Below are 18,546 nucleotides of genomic sequence, written 5' to 3' on the forward strand. Positions count from 1 at the left end.
CTCGGCCGGTATCGTTCCGCTTTTACAGATATCATCATTATTTTATTCGAGAATTCCAATAATTGCATGAGGGGGCAATGTGTATGGAATTTTTTGGTTTGATTGCAAAAGGGATGATGGCTTTTGCTGATTTTATCTGGGGCTGGCCGCTGCTCATCGGCACGTCCTTTGTAGCCGTCTTCTTATCCATCCGTCTCGGCTTTTTCCAGTTTGCCTTTTTTGGCCATGTTATGAAGAATACCTTTGGCAAAATCTTTGACAAAGGGTCTGGTGACGGCAATATCAAGCCGTTTAAGGCGGCCTGTACGGCTCTGGCTTCGACATTGGGTGTTGGCAACATCGCCGGCGTTTCCGTCGCTATCGCAACGGGCGGTCCCGGTGCCGTCTTCTGGATGTGGTTCATCGCCATGCTGGGCCTGATCGTCAAGTTCTCAGAAGTTACCCTGGGCCTGGCTTATCGTGAAAAAGATCCCGTAAGCGGTGTCTGGCACGGCGGTTTCCCCTGGTATGTCAAGAACGGTCTCGGCAAAAACTGGCGCTGGCTGTCGGCTATCTGGGCTATCGTTATGGCAGCGGGCATGATGTTTGCCCCGTCTATCCAGGCAGCAGAAATCTCCAATGCCATTAATACAGCCTTTGCTGTCAATCCGTATATCGTCGGCATCACCGTTGCTGTCCTAATGGCAGCAGTTCTCCTGGGCGGTCTCAAGAGTATTTCCAATTTCGCTAATCTCGTCGTTCCGTTTATGGCTGTCATTTACATCGTCGGTGCTATCTTCGTTATCATCGTCAATGCCAGCATGATTCCTTCGGCCTTTGCTATGATTTTTGAAGATGCTTTCACCGGTACGGCTGCAACGGGCGGCTTTGCTGGCAGCACGGTCATGCTGGCCGTCCGCTGGGGCCTGGCCCGTGGTATTTATTCCAACGAAGCCGGTACGGGTACAGCTCCGCTGGCTCATTCGTCGGCATCGGTCAACCATCCGGTCAAACAGGGCCTGTGGGGGATTTTTGAAGTCTTCTTCGATACCATCGTCGTCTGCACGATGACGGCTATGGTCGTTATGACCTCGGGCCTGTGGAATACGGGTATTTCCGGTGCTGCTCTTACGACAGCTGGTTTTTCCTCTGCCTTTGGCAGTGTGGCTGTCGGTGCTGTATTTATTTCAGTCATCATTACTTTCTTTGCTTTTACGACCTGTGTTGTCAACGTATATTATGGCGGTATCTGCCTCAACTCCCTGGGCCTTGAAGGCGCATGGATCAAAATTTACTATGCCATCGGTTGTGCCTGGGCTATTGTCGGTGCTATCGGAGCAGCCAAGACACTGTGGTCTTCCTTCGATTTCTTCTATGGCACATGTGTCGTCTGCAACCTCATTGTCGTTTTCCTTCTGAGCGGCAAAGTCAAGATTCTCGTAGACGATTACAAACAGCGCCTCCAAGATGGAAAGTGGGACGCATCGGCTGCTGACTGTGTGGCCCGACTCGGTATCTGGCGTGATGAAGTTACCCTGAATATGGAAAAAGAAGTCGAACATAAATAACAGGTATAGGATACGCCCTGTGTGAACACAATATTCATGCAGGGCGTTTTTACTTTCTTTCTATCTATGGTAGAATAGGAAAAGGAGAAATCCGGGGAAACTTTTTATAGGAGGCATTGCTTATGAAATATGTGGAGCAAGCTGAAATACTAAAAAACGAAGCGATTATTCCTGCCGTATGGCAGATGAAATTCCATGCGCCGCAGATTGCCCGGACAGCACGGCCGGGGCAGTTTGTCAACGTACACTATGATGGCGGTACGACCTTTTTGCGCCGTCCCTTTGGCATCGTCGATACGTCAACAGAGGGTACGGTCACGATTATCTACCGTATCGTCGGTACGGGAACGGAAGAATTATCGCGGCTGCATCCCGGTGATGTGCTGAATGTGGAAGGTCCTCTGGGAGATGGCGTCTTTACGACTTCCCCTGGCAAGGTCCTGCTGGCTGGGGGCGGCGTCGGGCTGGCACCGCTCATTTTCCTGGCAAAAAGGCTGGATCATCCGGTGGTCCTCGTGGCTGGCAAGACGGCGGCAGAAACGTTCTGGACACGGTTTTTTGAACCCTATGCGGAATATATCTACGTGACGACTGATGACGGGTCCCGGGGAATAAAAGGATTTGCCGTACAGGCACTGCCTGTAATTTTTCAGGAACATGCCATAGACCGCATTTCCGTCTGCGGCCCGACGGTGATGATGAAGACCATTGCAGAAGCTGCGGCCGAAGCGGATGTATATTGTGAAGTATCCATGGAAAAACGCATGGCCTGCGGCATCGGCGTCTGTCTCGGCTGTACCTTTGCCAGCAAAATCGATGGCAGACGGCATAAGGTATGTGCAGATGGACCGGTATTTCCGGCGAAGGAGGTATTTTAATGAATACAGATCGGTTAAACGTTACATTCGCCGGTATTCCTATGAAGACTCCCGTCATGGGAGCTTCGGGTACATTCGGATTTGGCGTGGAATATAGTGATTTCCTCGACCTCAGTGAAATCGGCGCTGTCATTTCCAAGGGGATTACGCCCCTGCCGAGGGCGGGTAATCCCGGTGTACGGGTGGCGGAAACGCCGTCGGGCATGCTCAATTGCATCGGTCTGGAAAATCCCGGTCTCGATGCGTTCAAACGGGACATCCTGCCGCGGACAAAACAGATGGGAACTCCCATTATTGTCAATATTTCGGCCGGTTCGGCTGAAGAATACGGCCAGCTGGCGGAAGCCCTCGATGTCGATGGCGTAGCCGGCCTGGAAGTCAATATTTCCTGCCCTAATGTCAAAGAAGGCGGCATCGTATTCGGGACCGACCCTAAAGCGGCCGCTGCCGTAACCGGACAGGTCAAATCTCATACGAAAAAGCCGGTCATTGTAAAATTATCACCGAACGTGACAGATATCACGGTCATGGCGAAAGCCGTGGAAGCGGCCGGTGCCGATGCCGTGTCCCTCATCAATACATTGACGGGGATGGCCATTGATATCCGGTCGCGGCGCCCTCTTTTGGGTAATATCACCGGAGGCCTATCTGGTCCTGCCGTCAAACCGATTGCTCTGCGCATGGTATGGCAGACAGCAAAGGCCGTGCAGATTCCCATTCTCGGCCTGGGTGGCATTGCCTGCTGGCAGGATGCAATTGAATTCATGCTGGCCGGAGCCAGTGCCGTCGCCGTAGGGGCTTATAACTTTGTCAATCCCCGGGCGGTACAGGAAATTGCTGAGGGGATGGCCCAGTATTGCGAAGAAGAAGGCATTACACATATTACCGATATCGTAGGAGCCCTTGTGGTCTGAACCATGAGTGAAAATCTGTGATAAACGGAAAGGGAGAAGATAATCATGAGTATGGAATCATCCAATCAGGAAGTATGGATTGGCGTCGACGTAGGAACGACAGGCGTGCGGGCCATTGCCTATACGGAAGACGGTACGAATGTGTGCTCGTCCGAAGCGTTTTACCCGCTCCTGACGCCCCACCCGGACTGGGCCGAAGAAAGTCCGCTTCAGATATACGAATCGGTAGAAGAAGTCATCAGCAAGACGGCGGCCCAGCTGTGGTATAAAAACAAAGAACTGGCAGGGATTGCCCTGAGCACGGTCATGCACAGTTTTGCCGGTCTTGACGAACACTTGGAACCTCTCATGGATATGCAGACCTGGGCCGACAGCCGCAGTGCCGATGTAGTCCGTGATATGAAAAAAGATCCGGTCCTGTGCCATTCTTTTTACGAACGGACGGGCTGCCCCATCCATGCCTGTTATCCCCTGGCCAAGGTTCTCTGGCTCAAACGCCATCAGCCGGACCTGTTCCGCCAGATGAAATACGTCGGATCCATCAAAGACTATCTTTTTTATCATCTGACGGGTCAGTGGGTCATCGATAAATCGACGGCCAGTACCAGCGGCATGTACAATGAACGGACACTCCAGTGGGACGATGAAATCCTTTCCTATGCTGGGATAGACAAGTCGTATATGCCGCCTGTCGTTTCCACGACGTACATGCACACGCTGGCACCCAAAGCCGCCGGGACCATGCATCTGCCGGAAGGACTTCCCGTGGTCATCGGCGCTACTGATGGCGTATTGGTCAACGTCGGCATCGGTGCCGTCCAGCCGGGCCAGCTCAGCGCGACCATCGGTACCAGCGGAGCTCTGCGCATGCTGACCAGACAGCCGAAGACGGATCCGCAGATGCGCACCTGGTGCTATAATCTGACCGATGACATGTGGGTTGCCGGCGGCGCCATCAATAACGGCGGCATGATCCTGCGCTGGGTACGCGACAAAATCTGCCATTACGGCGGCAGCAAGCTGGAAGACCTGGACATCGACCCCTATGACCTCATGACCATGAAGGCTGAACACGTCGATGCCGGTGCCGACGGCCTCATCTGCCTGCCTTGCTTTACAGGGGAACGGGCGCCCTACTGGAATTCGGAATTGCGGGGCATGTTCTTCGGGTTTTCCCTCAATCACAGCCGGTCCCACATCATCCGGGCCGTCATGGAAGGAATCTGCTACAGCCTGAACAGCGTCATGCTGGCCCTCCGGGAATTCGGTGATATCCGCGATATCCGCGTTAGTGGCAGCTTTACCAAATCCCGCCTCTGGCTGCAGATCCTGTCGGACGTGCTAAACGAAAAACTGACTCTCCCCGACAACAGCGAGGGAGCAGCCTTCGGCGCGGCGACACTGGGATTCATTGCCAGCGGCAGACTAAAGAGCATTGCCGACACGGCCCATCTGGTCCATGCAAAGAAAGTATATACACCGATAGCCGAAAACGTGGCGACATACCGGGAGCTGTACAGTATTTTTGCCCGGCTGTATCTGAAACTGCAGGACGAATTTGCAGAAATTACAGAATACCAGAAAAAAATCTGACCGGACGAAGTCCGTGATAAAGGAGCGAATATACAATGGATTTACATGATATCGGCGTTGTCGGCATGGCCGTCATGGGCAGCAACCTGGCTCTCAATATGGCAGACCATGGATTTACGGTCAGCGTCTATAACTACACACCGGATCTGACGGAAAAATTTGTCAAAGAACGGCCCCATGATCATATTACTGCCTATTACGGCCTGCAGGATTTCGTATCGTCTCTCAAACGGCCACGGAAAATCATGTTCATGATTATGGCGGGAAAGCCCGTAGACAGCATGATTGACCAGCTCATCCCTCTCCTCGACCAGGGGGATATCCTCATCGACGGCGGCAATTCTTATTTCGGTGATACGCGCCGCCGCTATGAATACTGCCGCAAGCAGGGCATCCATTTTTATGGCATGGGTATATCGGGCGGGGAAACCGGCGCCCGCCGCGGCCCGTCCATCATGCCCGGCGGCAATAAAGACACGTATTCCGAAATCCAGCCCATTTATGAAGCCATTGCAGCCAAAGCCAGTGATGGCAAACCCTGCTGCACCTATATCGGCAGTGATGGCGCCGGCCATTATGTCAAGATGGTCCATAACGGCATCGAATATGCGGATATGCAGCTCATTGCCGAATCGTATCTGCTGCTGAAAACCGTCGGCGGCTATACGAATAGTGAAATCGCCAATATTTTCCACCAGTGGAATCAGGGCGAACTGCACAGTTTCCTCATCGGCATCGCCGCCGATATTTTTGCCGAAGATGACGAAACAGGCGGACAGGTCATTGACAAAATCGTCGATGCGGCAGGGCAGAAGGGGACAGGCCGCTGGACCAGCATCGAAGCATTGAGACAGGGCGTCGACATTTCTATGATCACCGCTGCCTGCAACGCCCGCGTCATGTCCAACCTGTCTCAGCGGCACATGGCTGAAACGGTTATTTCCGGGCCGGAACATAAGCTTGTAAAAGGAGAAAAATTCATCGAAGCCGTGCGGCGCAGTCTGTATACGGGGAAAATCGTGGCCTACGCCCAGGGATTTTCACTCTACCGCAGTGCCTCGGAAACGTACCACTGGGATCTCGACTACGGCCGTATTGCCTCTATCTTCCGGGCCGGTTGCATCATCCAGGCGGAGTTCCTCAATAAGATTACCAAAGCCTATGAAAAGAATCCGGATCTGGAAAACCTGATATTCGACCAATTCTTCCTGGATAAAATCAATGCCAACGAAGAAAGCCTGCGCCAGATTGTCTGCCTGGCCGTACAGGAAGGCATTCCCATCCCGGCTTTTGCCAATGCCATGGAATATCTCGACGCCTACCGCAGTCCCCGCGTCGGAGCCAATCTGATACAGGCTCTGCGGGATTACTTCGGGGCCCACACCTATCAGCGCACCGACCGGGAAGGCACGTTTCACCATCAGTGGCACGAACATTACGAAAAATAACAGTCTTAGTGAAATCCCTCAGGAGCACCGTATATCCTGAGGGATTTTTGCATGTAAAGCCCCATTTTATGTTATAATATGTTACAAATTGTTTATGAATACAGCGACAATATGTGTCGTAATTTTATGATACTATAGGGATGAAAGGAGAGAGTATGGATAAAGCTGAGCGGATACTTCTCGTATTCTGCCGTTTATTGAAACACGAATGGCTGAATAAGACGAATCTGGCACTGGAATTTAATACGACAGAACGAACCATCGAACGGGATATGCAGTCCATCCGCGCCGTCCTTTCCGAAGCCCGCAGCCCGGTCGTACTTCTCTGGGACCGGCAGAAGGGGTCCTATATCCTGAACCACTATCAGCACCGGCCGCTGCAGAGCATGGAGGCACTGACCATCCTGAAAATCCTGCTGGGCAGCCGGGCACTGCGTCTCGATGAGATGGAAGGGCTGGTACAGGCCCTGTGCGGATTATTGTCGCCCCGGGATGAAATGGAATTTTCACGGCTGCTGGAAGAAGAGCTTGACGGCTATCGTGAACCGTCTCATCATCAGGCCATCATCAAGACCCAATGGGACCTGCAGCAGTGCATACGGGACCACAGAAAAATCTGCCTTCATTACAGCCGCGGCGATGACATGCGGACGGCGCATATCGTGTTTCCCCTCTCAGTCGTCGTTTCCGATGGATATTTTTATCTCATCGCCACCGTGGAAGGGACGATTCACAAGGAACCGGCATTTTTCCGCCTCGACCGCATCCGTTCCTTCGATGTCCTTCCCGGGAACGGATTCTCCCCGGAAGACAATGACTTTTCTCTCCGCCGCCTGCGTTCGACGACGCCCTTTATGTTCGGTGGAAATCCAGTCCGTCTGACCCTGCGCTGTCAGCATCGGGCGGCCGAAGCCCTGTTCGATAAAATCCCCGCTCACACGGTACTTTCTTGGGAAGAGGAGACCGTACTGGTGGAAGTGACCGTAAGCATTCCCGGTTTTTTCCGCTGGCTCCTCATGCAGGGCGATGCCATCGTCATTATCGGGCCGGAACCGTTCCGGCAGGCCTTTATCCAGACACTGCAGAAAATACAAAACGCTTATACTGATAGTAAGGAGGATTGCCCGACATGAAGCATATAAAAGAACAATTCATCCGCTATATGGATGCAGGATTTCCCATTATTTACCTCGATACGTATGAAGAAGATAAAGCCGATGACCTTATCCGGTCCGTTGCCGGCGGCCGGAAAATAGAGGAATGGAATGTGCGCGGCTATTTTGAAAACCAGGTACTCATGCAGGCCGAAGCGCCGCTGGAAGATATCCTGCGGACACTTATCGATGACCCCCTGTCCCTGCAGCGGTCCGTTCTGGTCCTCAAAGACGTACCCCTTTTCAAAGATCAGATGGCCGTCATCGAACTGCTGAAATACCTGGCCCGGCGGATTGGCAATGGCTCCCTGCCCGATTTTAATATTGTCATTGTGTCTTCTGAGGTCTACATTCCCGGAGAACTCGATCCCTTCCTGACCATTCTCCACGACGATTACCTGACTGTATCGGATATCCGCGGCGTCATCGAACAATTCTGCCACGATCAGGAAGTGGACATGCTGCCGGAATTCATCCGCGAACTGTCCCAGATGTTCAAGGGCCTGTCGGAATATGAAATCAATACCATCCTGGCACTGGCTCTGTCCGACGACGGGGAAATCACCCGGTCTGATTTATCGCTCATATTGGAACAGAAAAAACAGGTCGTACAGAAATCGGGCATACTGGAAATGATTCCCCTCAAAGAAGGCATGGACGATATTGGCGGACTGGAAAGCCTGAAACAATGGCTCCAGAGAAAGGAAAAGATTTTCCGCAATATGGAGGCCGCGGCGGCCTTTGGTGTCGATATGCCCAAAGGCGTTCTCATTGCCGGCATGCCCGGCTGTGGCAAATCCTTAAATGCCAAGGCGGCGGCCAAGCTCTTCGGTGTTCCCCTGCTGCGCCTCGATATGGGACGCCTCATGGGCAAATATGTCGGTGAATCGGAAGCCAATATGCGCAAGGCCATCGGCCTGGCCGAAGCCATTGCGCCATGTGTGCTCTGGATCGATGAACTGGAAAAAGCCTTTGCCGGAGTCGGTGGCAGCGGCGGCGCAGCAGACGTGACAACCCGTCTGTTCGGAACGTTCCTTACGTGGCTGCAGGAAAAAGACAGTCAGGCCTTTGTCGTGGCCACGGCCAATAACATCGCCAATATGCCGCCGGAACTGCTGCGGAAAGGCCGTTTCGATGAAATCTTCTATGTGGCATTGCCCAATAAGGAAGAACGGAAAAAAATCTTTTCCATCCACATCGGGAAACGGCGGCCCGACGATCTGGAAGGTATCGACCTGGACCGGCTGGCAGCCCGTACGGACGGCTACAGCGGCGCCGATATCGAAGGCGTCGTCAAGGACAGCATCGAAGCAGCTTTTGCCAAAGGAGAAGATGCGATTACGACCGACGGCATCCTGGAGGCAGTCAGCCAGACGCATTCTCTGAAGGAAATCATGAAAGATTCCCTGCAAAAGATGGAATCTCTCTATAAACAACGGAAGTTCAAAAATGCTTCGGCATAGAAAGGAGCAAAATCATGGAAGAAAAAGAACAGCCCCGTCAGACGAGCGGCGAAGACATGGTACGGCAAATGCGGCCCGTCATGGAACGGTTTTTCCGTTCTTACGGGGCAAAGGACCCGGCCGTGAGCACCGAGGAGTGGCTGACGGAAACACTGGGCAAAGAGCTTCCATCGTACAGTAAGGACGACATAGCCGCTATGAGCCGGGACATCGTGCGCGAAATAGAACAGGCTGAAGCGCGCAAGACGTCACTGGACAAGGCCTGTGCGGCGGGGCAGACAAAGGAATCGTGGCTTGCTGATGAAGTGCAGCAGGCATCTGTCGGCGTCGGCGTGACGACTATGGGCCAGTATCTGCAGCACATAGACGACGTACTGGCTGATAACAATCAGGCCATGCTCAAGGTAATCATGAAACAGAATGGCACGGTCAATATGAACCCAAATCTCGATGGATTCATTGCCGAACAGCAACAGGTCAATTCCTTCAACCGGGCGGCGGCACTGGAAAACTCCCCGTACCGTGCGGATGTACTCCAGCCTGACGGTACAACTTATGGAAAAAATTCCGTCGATGTCGTCATCCGCGATACCCGTCTGAAGGTGCAGACACCGGTACGGCGCTATCAGCTGAAATTTGGCCGCAATGCCGATGCTACGGCCTCCTATCTGGAGCACGGCGACTACCGGGGCCAGCGCGCCCTGGTGCCGAAAGGGCAGGTAAGTGAAGTCCGTCAGCGCGTCTCGCCGGGGAAACACGTGTCCGATACGATAGAAAGCCCCGATGGCGTCCAGTCCCGGCCACTGGGCAAAGAACAGGCCAAGGCCATGCAGGAACGCGTCCAGCGTGGACGCCGGCTGGCTCAGGACAACTGGAATTCCTTCAATACCCGTTCCCTGGCCCTGCATATCGGCAAACAGGCGGCTCTGGCCGGTATTTCCGGCGCAGCTCTGGCCACAGGATTCCATCTGGCGGGAAAAGCTCTGAAGGGAGAAAAAATCGATGGCGAAGAAGTGGTCCGCACGGCCATTACGACCGGCGCCGATACGGGAATCAAGGCGGCTGCCGCCGGGGCTCTCAAAGTCAGTGTGGAAAAAAATCTCATTCCCTTACTGGCCAGAGGGACGCCGGTTGCGGTACTGACGCCCCTGGCCTGGGCCGGTATCGAACAGGTCAAAATCTGCTATCGTGCCGCCAAGGGAGAACTGACGGCTATGGAGGCTATCGACGCCATGGGCCGCGTCACCGTATCGACCGTTGGCGGATACATCGCCGGCAGTATCGGTATGGTTGAAGGCGCCATTACAGGAGCCGCCATGCTTTCGTGGATCCCCGTCATCGGGACCGGTGTCGGTGCCATCGTAGGTGGCATCGTAGGCGGCCTGACCGGCTGTCTGGCCGGTTCTACTGTGGGAAAAGCCGTGTACAGCGGCGTCAAAACCGTTGCCAAAACGGCTGTCCGCGTCGCCAAAAGCGTGGGCCATGCTCTGTATTCCGGTGCAAAGGCGGTTGCCAGAGGAATCAAGAACGGCCTTAAGAGCATTTTTAGTTTTTTCTGATGCAGGAGTGTACCTATGGTAAAAAAAATAAAATATGCCCTCACCATGGCCGACGGGGCCAAAGTGCGGACATTGGAAGATTTGCGGGACCATTTCGACTGGCCCCATGTACTGGGATATTTTCTCGACGGCAAACTGGCAGAATGGCTGCGGGACCGGTATTTTGATGAACTGGCCGCGTCCGTAGAGTCTCTGCCGGCGGAAAGTCCGGATCTGGAACAGCAGCTGTGCCATCTCCTGGGTGTCGCCTGGGAAGCGAAGGAAACGACTGTAGATGTGACACGGATGCAGCGGCGGCAGGAAAAAGAAGCGTTGCTGCGGCAGATGACAGCCGATGAATCCATCTGGCAGCACGGGGAAACGACAGCTTTCACCCAGGGAGATCTGGATGAGCTCATCGGTGACGGCGTACCGGTCATATACCTATGCGGTGAGGAATTTACCGTGCCGGCTGATGTGGTGCAGCGGACCTATATTGGCATTCTCGGCAGGCCCCGCATCCAGATTGACGCTGCATCGCCCGACGAACTGGAAGAAAAGGGAATTGTCTTTGAACAGGCTGATCTGCCGGAACAGCTGAGAATACCGGAAGAACCACCGGAACCAGTACGGCAGAACCATAAACAGGATAAGCCGTACGTCGTGTCCGAGGCCTTTCAAAGCCAGCTGAATGACGAACAGCAGCAAAAAGCAGCGGTCCTGTACGAAGAAGCCCAGCATATACTGGGAGCAGCCGTGTTCGATATCGACGTAGCGACGAGGCAGCTGCTGGACACAGCCCAGGCAGAACTGGGACATGCGACCTTTGATATTGACGTTTCGACACACCGCCTGCTGGATGCAGCCCGGGAAGAACTGGGACGGGCGACCTTCGATATCGACGTCTCGACACACCGCCTGCTGGATGCAGCCCGGGAAGAACTGGGACATGCGACCTTCGATATCGACGTCTCGACACACTGCCTGCTGGATACGGCCCAGGCAGAACTGGGACGGGCGACTTTTGATATTGACGTCTCGACGCGCCCTCTCATATTGGCAGCCCGGTCCTGCAGAAAAGAAGGAGCCTTCCAGCGTTTCCTCGACCGGCTATAAGGAGTGCATAACAGAAAATACAGGAAATCAGCTATCCTGGCTATGAGACAAAATAGACATACGTACAGACAGAATAAAGGAGAGAATACCCATGGCAGATAACGAACAGAACGCAGAAGTAACGCAAATGAAGATTGTAAAATTTAAAACAACCGTCGAACGACTGCAAAAATATTTATGGCCTTATAGGTCTTCTTCAAGTATTCCTTGTGTTCCTGTAGGTCCTGAATGGCTTTCTTCATACGTCGATAATCCCTATATCAACATGTTAGTAGCAGAATCTATTTTTTCCCGGTGTGAGATGGGAAATAATGTATATGGTTATGTTCAAAACAATAGTTTCTCTATTTCTAAGCCCAATGCTACTGGCAGTAGCTATTATGATATCCGTGTTCCCGAGTCTGCTCCCTACGATACAGTTTTTTGGTTCTTTATGCTTGCCGCCATCGATGACCGCATTTATAATGATCAGCTGGATTATATTGTGGACGTGGCCTACCTCCTGCACTTCACCGAAGCGATGATTCGTGACTGGTGCCGTGCCGTCGTCTACATCCTCGATGGCCATACCCTGTCTCCCGACTGCGACCTTACGTGTGAAACAGAAGAAGGAAAAACCTTCTTCCTCCATCAGTAGGAAGAGATTATTTGCAGGGGAAGCTGTCAGCTATGCTGACTGAGGGGGCTTTGCTTATATTCAGAGTTTTTATACGTTGAGTCCGTTTTCTACCGTGGCAGTTGGTATTGTATGCCAGTTGCCGCGGTATTTTTGTATCCTTATGATGATATGGCGTACGTATTTACAAATTTTTGTGGAATGATGAGTAAAATAGTATTATAATAAATAGAGAATAACTGTAGTAAAAACATGGGAAATATGATAAAATATAATAACTATGCGATAAAGTGTATTGGAGGTGCATTATGGCAACAGTTCAGGAAAAGATTGAGCTCCTGCATCAGAAGCTTGATACGATAGAAATGGGCGGCGGCCAGCAGAAAATTGATAAACAGCATGAAAAAGGGAAGATGACAGCCCGGGAACGGCTGCATATGCTTTTTGACGAAGGCAGTTTTACCGAAATCAGCCAGTTTATCCATCACCGCTGCACCAATTTTGGCATGGAAAAGAAGGAAATCCCCGGCGACGGCGTCGTCACGGGATACGGCAATGTCAATGGCCGCCTCGTCTTTGCCTATGCAGAAGATTTTACCGTCGAAGGCGGCTCTCTTGGGGAAATGCATGCCCACAAGATCTGCCAGGTACAGGAAATGGCACTCAAAATGGGAGCTCCCATTGTCGGTATCAATGATTCCGGCGGTGCCCGCATCCAGGAAGGTGTCGATGCCCTTTCCGGATTTGGCCGCATCTTTATGAATAATACCAAGGCGTCCGGAGTCATTCCCCAGATTTCTGTCATCATGGGACCCTGTGCCGGCGGTGCCGTCTACAGTCCGGCCCTGACCGATTTCATCTACATGGTAAAGAACACGAGCAACATGTTCATTACGGGACCGAAGGTCATCAAATCGGTCACTATGGAAGAAGTGACGGCAGAAGACCTGGGCGGTGCCGTAGCGCACAATACCATTTCCGGCGTGGCGCATTTTGCCTGTGAAAACGAAACGGACTGCATCGAGCAGATTAAATACCTGCTCGATTTTCTGCCCAGCAATAACATGGAAGAAGCTCCCGTATACGATTCGTCCGATGATCCCGGACGGATGGATGAATCCCTCGATTCCATCATTCCCGACAGCGACAACGTAGCTTACGATATGGTTGATGTCATCAAATCCTGCGTCGATAACGGGGAAATCTATCAGGTGCTGGAAAACTATGCCATGAACATGATTACCTGCTTTGCCCGTTTCGACGGCCAGAGCGTGGGTATCATTGCCAATCAGCCTAAATTCCTAGCCGGCTGCCTCGACATCAATGCGTCCGACAAAGCTGCCCGCTTCATCCGCTTCTGCGATGCCTTCAATATCCCTGTCGTCACCTTCGTGGACGTACCAGGATTCCTGCCGGGCATCAATCAGGAACACGGCGGCATCATCCGCCACGGTGCCAAACTGCTCTACGCATACTGCGAAGCGACGGTTCCCAAAGTGACGGTCGTCACGCGCAAAGCCTACGGCGGCGCCTACATCGGCATGTGCTGCCGCCAGCTCGGCGCCGACATGGTATTTGCCTGGCCGACAGCGGAAATCGCCGTCATGGGACCTGATGGAGCAGCTGACATCATTTTCAAACGCGATCCTGACAAGGAAGCCAAGAAACAGGAATATATCAAGGAATTCCTGACACCGTACAAAGCGGCGGAACACGGCTACGTCGATTGCGTCATCGATCCGAAAGAAACGCGTCCGCGCATCATCAATGCCCTGGCTATGCTCTACAGCAAGCGGGAAGACCGGCCGCAGAAGAAACACGGTAATATTCCGTTATAAGGGGGAATCAGGTCATGGAAGAAACATCAGCCATTTCGATGGAACTCGTATTAGCGGCCCTGATTGCCCTGGCTGTGCTGCTCCTGCTCGGCTGGTATATTTTAAACAGCAAGATTCAATCGCTGGCTGCGGATGTAAAAGCCCTGCAGAAAGAACGGGATGGCCTTCAGGCACGCCTGAACGCGGCAGAAGAAAAACTGGCTGCGGCTCCGGCCTCTCTGGCAGCAGCTTCGTCTCCTGTAGAACCGGCAGAAACGGCTGTGCAGGAAGTGGCGGAAACTGTGGCAGAAGAACCGGTGCAGACTGCCTCTGTGGAAGAGCCGGAAACAGATGCTATAGAAGACGTCCCATCGGATAGTGAAATACCGCCTGAAGTCGTAGCCGTCATCATGGCTGCCGTTGCCGCCTGCGGTTACAGCCCTGCAGCCATCCGGTCGATACGGCGGGATACAACCCGGCCGCATCAGAGCCGTGGCTGGGTCATGGCAGGCCGTCTGGCTGGTATGAGATAAGAGAAATTGGACTCCAGGAGGAATTAGTATAATGAAAAAATTTAACGTAACTGTCAATGGCAAGACCTATGAAGTAGAAGTAGAAGAAGTTGGCGCCCCTCAGAAGGCAGCTGCGCCGGCTGCTCCTGCTGCAGCTCCGGCACCGTCTCCAGCCGCGCAGCCTGTACAGAAAGCACCGGCAGCCCAGCCGGCTCCGGCAGCGCCGGTTGTTCCCAAAGGCCCGGTTCCGGAAGGAGCCATCACGGTAAAAGCTCCTATGCCGGGCAAGATTTCCGCAGTCAAGGCAGAAAGTGGTGCGTCAGTCAAGAGAGGTGATGTACTGGTCGTACTGGAAGCGATGAAGATGCAGAACGATATTACTGCCACAGCTGATGGAACCCTTCATGAAATCCGTGTCCAGGTCGGTGATAACGTTAAGACAGGAGATATCTTAGCCGTTATTACCCAATAGTGAGAAGAGGTAATCTCCATGAAAATATCTACCCGTGGTCGTTATGCATTGCGTCTGATGCTGGAACTGGCTATGCACGAACAGGAGCCCCGCTATATTTCCATCAAGGGGATAGCGGATCACCAGCATCTTTCCGAGAAGTATCTGGAACAGATTGTCACACGTTTGGGACGGGGCGGCATGGTATTCAGTGCCCGCGGTCCGGCTGGCGGCTACCGGTTGGCACGGCCGCCTGAAGAGTTTACCATAGGTGAAATACTGCGTCTGATGGAAGGTGATTTGTCACCTGTACCGGAAATCAACCCTGATCTGCCGCCGTGCGCTGTAGAGTATGTGTGGAAGAAACTGGCTACGGCTATCAACGATGTCGTCGATCACATTACGCTGCAGGATCTGGTGCGTCTGCAGCATGAAATGGATAAAGACAAAAAGGGTAGATAAGCAGGAGATGCAGAAATAGAAGAACCCCGCAGGAGGATGATTCCTTCCTGTGGGGTTTTGCTTACGAAGTTATTTTTTCAGTTTGCTTTCCGCCTTGGCGACAAACGGTGCCGATTCGATGATGAACCGTTCGTGAACGGCTTCCCCAACGAGTCCGGCATCATCCCAGGCCTGGATGGTAAAGGTCAGTTTTCGTCTGTCCTGTTCTGTCAGGACGGCTTTGGCACGGACCGTAAGGCCAATAGGAGTGGCCGACAGGTGCTTGACGTTCATGGAGATGCCGACGGTGCTATAGCCTTCCGGTAGCTGGGAATCACCGGCCAGAACGGCGGCGTGTTCCATGAGGCCTACCAGTGCCGGTGTGGCGTAGACGGGGGCCGTGCCGCTGGCGTAGCGGATAGCTGTATTCTGTTCGGTAACTTTTTCTGTTGTTTCTGCAGAAGATTGCAGAGTAAGTGTGAAATCCATTATTTCATCCCTCGCTATTCATTTTTTTATTTTATTGTACCATATTGTGCGCAGAATGAATAGGACGGGTCCGGCCAGTGGACTTTATAAAAGAAATACGGTACAATGAATTATACTTGTAAGCAATAGGAGAAGGAAGGGTAGCTCGTGAAGGGTAAATGGTGTCTTGTGGCTCTGGCTCTTATCTGCCTGAGCCTGCCTGTAATGGCGAAAGATAAAGATAAAGGCGTGGAAACGCGGTTTGACAACTGGGGAATCGTGACAGTGCCTCCGGATATCACGATGGAAGAAGGGACGCAGCCATTTCTGACAGCCCGGTCCTATGGCAATGATGTCGTACGTATGCTGGAAGAAATATATCCGGCCGAACCGGTATGCTGGCAGATTGTAGAAAAGGATGATGCCAGTTTTCAATACGGATACATGTTGCGCTACAGCCTTGACATATGGCAGGTTGAAGCGGCCGTAGAAGGAAAACAGCAGGAGAATGCCTATCTCCGCGATATTGGCAGCCGCCCGTCGGCGCAGACGCTGGCCAGCCATGCCAATAACCGGCTCCGTATTTCTCTCCCATCAGAATTTGAACTGGTTCAGCCATTCACGGCACGGAAAGTGCGGGGGACGACGTTCTATGAAAGCCGGCTGCGTCACGTACTGCTCATCAACCAGTCTTATTTTACCGAGTCCATTTATGTTCTGGCCTGGCAGCATGGCGATTTCGTTGAAATAGCCGTTATCTTCGGTCACAACGAAGAAGATCAGCATCTTCCCGATACACTGCTGTCTGCGCTGGAAAATGCAAAAAAAATGCCGCGTTCATAGCGGCATTTTTTCGTAAGATCACCTTTCTCAAAGTTCCTTCATCAGTTCTTCCAGATGATGGGTCAGTTTCATATTTTCACTGTAATCGATGGGGCAGTCGATGATGACTGGTTTATCCTGCTTGAAGGATTTGATGAGCGTCGGCAGCAGGTCTTCCGCCTTTTCGATGCGGTAGCCGATGGCCCCCATGCTTTCGGCAAATTTCACGAAATCAGGATTGGTGAAATCGACGTATTCGTGATGGCCGTACTGCATGTCCTGCTTCCATTTGATCAGGCCGTAGCTGCGGTCATTGAAGATGAGGGTGACGAAATTCGTTCCCAGCCGGTGAGCCGTTTCGAATTCCTGGCAGTTCATCATGAAGCCGGCATCACCAGTGATGGCCAGCACTTTTCTGTCAGGATGGACCAGTTTTGCGGCAATAGCGCCGGGGACGGCCAGACCCATGGTGGCGAATCCGTTGGAGATGATGCATGTATTGGGCTTATAGCAGTTATAATGGCGGGCAACCCAGACCTTATTGGCCCCTACGTCGGAGATGACGATATCATCCTTGTCCATGACGCGCCGGCAGTCGATGAGTGCTTTCTGCGGCTTGACAGGATAGGAAAGGTCCTGGGCATAGCTTTCATGTTCTTCGACCATCTGTTTCCGCAGATTGAGGAAGGGGACCGGTTCCTGCAGGCGGGCTGCTTTATTCATGATCCGTTCCAGCGCATCGGGAATATTGCCGACGACTTCCACTTCGGGCTGGTAATTTTTGTTGATGTCGGCCGGCATCGTATCGATATGGATGATATCGGCGTTGGACATGTGCCATTTAGCCGGGGCATATTCGATGATATCGTAACCGATGGCGATGACCAGGCTGGCTTTTTCCAACATCTTCGTCTGATAATCGTCCATGGGGATGCCGACAGTCCACATCGAATAGGGATTGTCAAAGGGAATAGCCCCTTTGGCCATCATCGTATTGATAACCGGCAGTTTCAGCTTTTCTGCAAATTTAGTGAGCATTTCTGTGGCATGGCTGCGGATAACGCTGCTTCCGGCGAGGATGACCGGATTCTTGGCATAGGAAATCATGGATGCAGCGGCTTCAATCTGCGCTTCCAGGGCCGTTTCCGGCTGGATGGTCTTGCGCTGCAGTGGCCTTTCGTCGTCACCGACGGGCATTTTACTGATATTAACCGGCAGGTCGATGAAGGTAGCACCTGGTTTTTCCCGTTCGGCATATTTAAAGGCGAGCCGTGTGATTTCTGCCATCGTATCAGGCCGGACGACCGTATAGGCGCGGCGGGTGATCGGTTCAAACATAGAGCGCAGGTCCAGATACTGATGGGCCGTAATGTGCATCTTGTCTGTGCCTACCTGACCGGAAATAGCAACCAGCGGCGCCCCGTCGCAGTCGGCATCGGCAACGCCGGTGATGAGGTTTGTCGCCCCCGGCCCGAGAGTTGCCATGCAGACGCCGGCCTTGCCGGTCAGTCTGCCATAGACGTCAGCCATAAAGGCGGCGCCCTGTTCGTGACGGACAGTGATGAATTCTATTTTAGATCTTTTCAGTGCTTCCATGATGGCGAGGTTTTCTTCGCCGGGAATGCCAAAAATATAATGAACGCCTTCTTCTTCCAGACATTCGACTAAAAGATCGGCTGTATTGCGCTGTTTTGTTTTCATTGGATGATCCCCTCTCTTAATAACACAGATACTTTTCTGTTGCGGCTCCAATTATAGTATCTGGAAA

Annotated in this window: 17 protein-coding genes; 15 read left to right on the plus strand and 2 right to left on the minus strand. The window is 52.6% G+C overall.

Features of this window, described 5'->3' with window-relative positions; all coding sequences use genetic code 11:
* Window positions 1–83 precede the first annotated feature (83 nt).
* From ACGTIC_RS08105 to ACGTIC_RS08170, 14 genes are all read left to right on the plus strand, one after another.
* A complete protein-coding gene (locus tag ACGTIC_RS08105) occupies window positions 84–1,547 on the plus strand; it encodes a sodium:alanine symporter family protein (RefSeq protein ID WP_257536515.1) in 1,464 nt (487 codons plus the stop codon).
* Window positions 1,548–1,669: 122 nt separating this feature from the next.
* The gene (locus tag ACGTIC_RS08110; protein WP_113855995.1) at window positions 1,670–2,425 is read left to right on the plus strand and encodes a dihydroorotate dehydrogenase electron transfer subunit; all 756 of its coding nucleotides are present in this window, start codon (window positions 1,670–1,672) and stop codon (window positions 2,423–2,425) included.
* The gene (locus ACGTIC_RS08115) at window positions 2,425–3,339 is read left to right on the plus strand and encodes a dihydroorotate dehydrogenase (protein WP_059077420.1); all 915 of its coding nucleotides are present in this window, start codon (window positions 2,425–2,427) and stop codon (window positions 3,337–3,339) included. The genes ACGTIC_RS08110 and ACGTIC_RS08115 overlap by 1 nt, the downstream gene beginning before the upstream one ends.
* A gap of 51 nt (window positions 3,340–3,390) precedes the next feature.
* Complete coding sequence (locus tag ACGTIC_RS08120; RefSeq protein WP_372237437.1) at window positions 3,391–4,932, plus strand: gluconokinase; 1,542 nt, start codon at window positions 3,391–3,393, stop codon at window positions 4,930–4,932.
* Between the two features lie 35 nt (window positions 4,933–4,967).
* Window positions 4,968–6,380 (plus strand): decarboxylating NADP(+)-dependent phosphogluconate dehydrogenase, encoded by a 1,413-nt coding sequence (gnd, locus tag ACGTIC_RS08125; protein ID WP_113855993.1) that lies wholly within the window; start codon window positions 4,968–4,970, stop codon window positions 6,378–6,380.
* Between the two features lie 155 nt (window positions 6,381–6,535).
* Entirely contained in the window at window positions 6,536–7,513 is a 978-nt protein-coding gene (locus tag ACGTIC_RS08130; protein WP_162816258.1) for a YafY family protein, read from the plus strand.
* Window positions 7,510–8,997, plus strand: coding sequence for an AAA family ATPase (locus tag ACGTIC_RS08135; protein WP_075582294.1), 1,488 nt, complete (start codon window positions 7,510–7,512; stop codon window positions 8,995–8,997). The genes ACGTIC_RS08130 and ACGTIC_RS08135 overlap by 4 nt, the downstream gene beginning before the upstream one ends.
* A 14-nt stretch (window positions 8,998–9,011) precedes the next feature.
* Complete coding sequence (locus tag ACGTIC_RS08140; protein WP_059077425.1) at window positions 9,012–10,556, plus strand: hypothetical protein; 1,545 nt, start codon at window positions 9,012–9,014, stop codon at window positions 10,554–10,556.
* Window positions 10,557–10,571: 15 nt separating this feature from the next.
* Window positions 10,572–11,651 carry a hypothetical protein gene (locus ACGTIC_RS08145; protein ID WP_113855991.1) on the plus strand — a complete coding sequence of 360 codons (1,080 nt, stop codon included), beginning with the start codon at window positions 10,572–10,574 and terminating at the stop codon, window positions 11,649–11,651.
* A 91-nt stretch (window positions 11,652–11,742) separates the two neighbouring features.
* Complete coding sequence (locus tag ACGTIC_RS08150; protein WP_113855990.1) at window positions 11,743–12,288, plus strand: hypothetical protein; 546 nt, start codon at window positions 11,743–11,745, stop codon at window positions 12,286–12,288.
* 287 nt (window positions 12,289–12,575) lie between these two features.
* Complete coding sequence (locus ACGTIC_RS08155; protein WP_113855989.1) at window positions 12,576–14,105, plus strand: acyl-CoA carboxylase subunit beta; 1,530 nt, start codon at window positions 12,576–12,578, stop codon at window positions 14,103–14,105.
* Between the two features lie 14 nt (window positions 14,106–14,119).
* Entirely contained in the window at window positions 14,120–14,617 is a 498-nt protein-coding gene (locus tag ACGTIC_RS08160) for a hypothetical protein (RefSeq protein ID WP_113855988.1), read from the plus strand.
* A gap of 31 nt (window positions 14,618–14,648) precedes the next feature.
* The gene (locus ACGTIC_RS08165; RefSeq protein WP_059077430.1) at window positions 14,649–15,068 is read left to right on the plus strand and encodes a biotin/lipoyl-containing protein; all 420 of its coding nucleotides are present in this window, start codon (window positions 14,649–14,651) and stop codon (window positions 15,066–15,068) included.
* A gap of 18 nt (window positions 15,069–15,086) precedes the next feature.
* Complete coding sequence (locus tag ACGTIC_RS08170; protein WP_059077431.1) at window positions 15,087–15,509, plus strand: Rrf2 family transcriptional regulator; 423 nt, start codon at window positions 15,087–15,089, stop codon at window positions 15,507–15,509.
* A 69-nt stretch (window positions 15,510–15,578) separates the two neighbouring features.
* Here the strand turns inward: ACGTIC_RS08170 and ACGTIC_RS08175 are convergent, their stop codons facing one another.
* Window positions 15,579–15,977, minus strand: a complete 399-nt coding sequence (locus ACGTIC_RS08175) for a thioesterase family protein (RefSeq protein ID WP_075582300.1) — start codon at window positions 15,975–15,977, stop codon at window positions 15,579–15,581.
* Between the two features lie 147 nt (window positions 15,978–16,124).
* Between ACGTIC_RS08175 and ACGTIC_RS08180 the strand changes: the two genes are divergently transcribed.
* Window positions 16,125–16,799, plus strand: a complete 675-nt coding sequence (locus ACGTIC_RS08180) for a hypothetical protein (protein WP_113855987.1) — start codon at window positions 16,125–16,127, stop codon at window positions 16,797–16,799.
* Between the two features lie 27 nt (window positions 16,800–16,826).
* On the opposite strand, the gene ACGTIC_RS08185 is transcribed toward ACGTIC_RS08180, so the two are convergent.
* A complete protein-coding gene (locus ACGTIC_RS08185) occupies window positions 16,827–18,479 on the minus strand; it encodes an acetolactate synthase large subunit (RefSeq protein ID WP_059077434.1) in 1,653 nt (550 codons plus the stop codon).
* Window positions 18,480–18,546 lie beyond the last annotated feature (67 nt).

This window comes from Megasphaera hexanoica (genome assembly GCF_043520715.1).
In the GTDB taxonomy this organism is placed as follows: Bacteria; Bacillota; Negativicutes; order Veillonellales; family Megasphaeraceae; genus Megasphaera; species Megasphaera hexanoica.

Excerpts from the sequence above, each read along its gene's own strand:
- ACGTIC_RS08175 (WP_075582300.1), bottom strand. The coding sequence starts at position 15,977 with ATGGATTTCACACTTACTCTGCAATCTTCTGCAGAAACAACAGAAAAA.
- ACGTIC_RS08160 (WP_113855988.1), top strand. The coding sequence starts at position 14,120 with ATGGAAGAAACATCAGCCATTTCGATGGAACTCGTATTAGCGGCCCTG.
- ACGTIC_RS08110 (WP_113855995.1), top strand. The coding sequence starts at position 1,670 with ATGAAATATGTGGAGCAAGCTGAAATACTAAAAAACGAAGCGATTATT.
- ACGTIC_RS08150 (WP_113855990.1), top strand. The coding sequence starts at position 11,743 with ATGGCAGATAACGAACAGAACGCAGAAGTAACGCAAATGAAGATTGTA.
- ACGTIC_RS08145 (WP_113855991.1), top strand. The coding sequence starts at position 10,572 with ATGGTAAAAAAAATAAAATATGCCCTCACCATGGCCGACGGGGCCAAA.
- ACGTIC_RS08130 (WP_162816258.1), top strand. The coding sequence starts at position 6,536 with ATGGATAAAGCTGAGCGGATACTTCTCGTATTCTGCCGTTTATTGAAA.
- ACGTIC_RS08155 (WP_113855989.1), top strand. The coding sequence starts at position 12,576 with ATGGCAACAGTTCAGGAAAAGATTGAGCTCCTGCATCAGAAGCTTGAT.
- gnd (WP_113855993.1), top strand. The coding sequence starts at position 4,968 with ATGGATTTACATGATATCGGCGTTGTCGGCATGGCCGTCATGGGCAGC.
- ACGTIC_RS08105 (WP_257536515.1), top strand. The coding sequence starts at position 84 with ATGGAATTTTTTGGTTTGATTGCAAAAGGGATGATGGCTTTTGCTGAT.
- ACGTIC_RS08140 (WP_059077425.1), top strand. The coding sequence starts at position 9,012 with ATGGAAGAAAAAGAACAGCCCCGTCAGACGAGCGGCGAAGACATGGTA.
- ACGTIC_RS08170 (WP_059077431.1), top strand. The coding sequence starts at position 15,087 with ATGAAAATATCTACCCGTGGTCGTTATGCATTGCGTCTGATGCTGGAA.
- ACGTIC_RS08135 (WP_075582294.1), top strand. The coding sequence starts at position 7,510 with ATGAAGCATATAAAAGAACAATTCATCCGCTATATGGATGCAGGATTT.
- ACGTIC_RS08115 (WP_059077420.1), top strand. The coding sequence starts at position 2,425 with ATGAATACAGATCGGTTAAACGTTACATTCGCCGGTATTCCTATGAAG.
- ACGTIC_RS08165 (WP_059077430.1), top strand. The coding sequence starts at position 14,649 with ATGAAAAAATTTAACGTAACTGTCAATGGCAAGACCTATGAAGTAGAA.
- ACGTIC_RS08120 (WP_372237437.1), top strand. The coding sequence starts at position 3,391 with ATGGAATCATCCAATCAGGAAGTATGGATTGGCGTCGACGTAGGAACG.
- ACGTIC_RS08185 (WP_059077434.1), bottom strand. The coding sequence starts at position 18,479 with ATGAAAACAAAACAGCGCAATACAGCCGATCTTTTAGTCGAATGTCTG.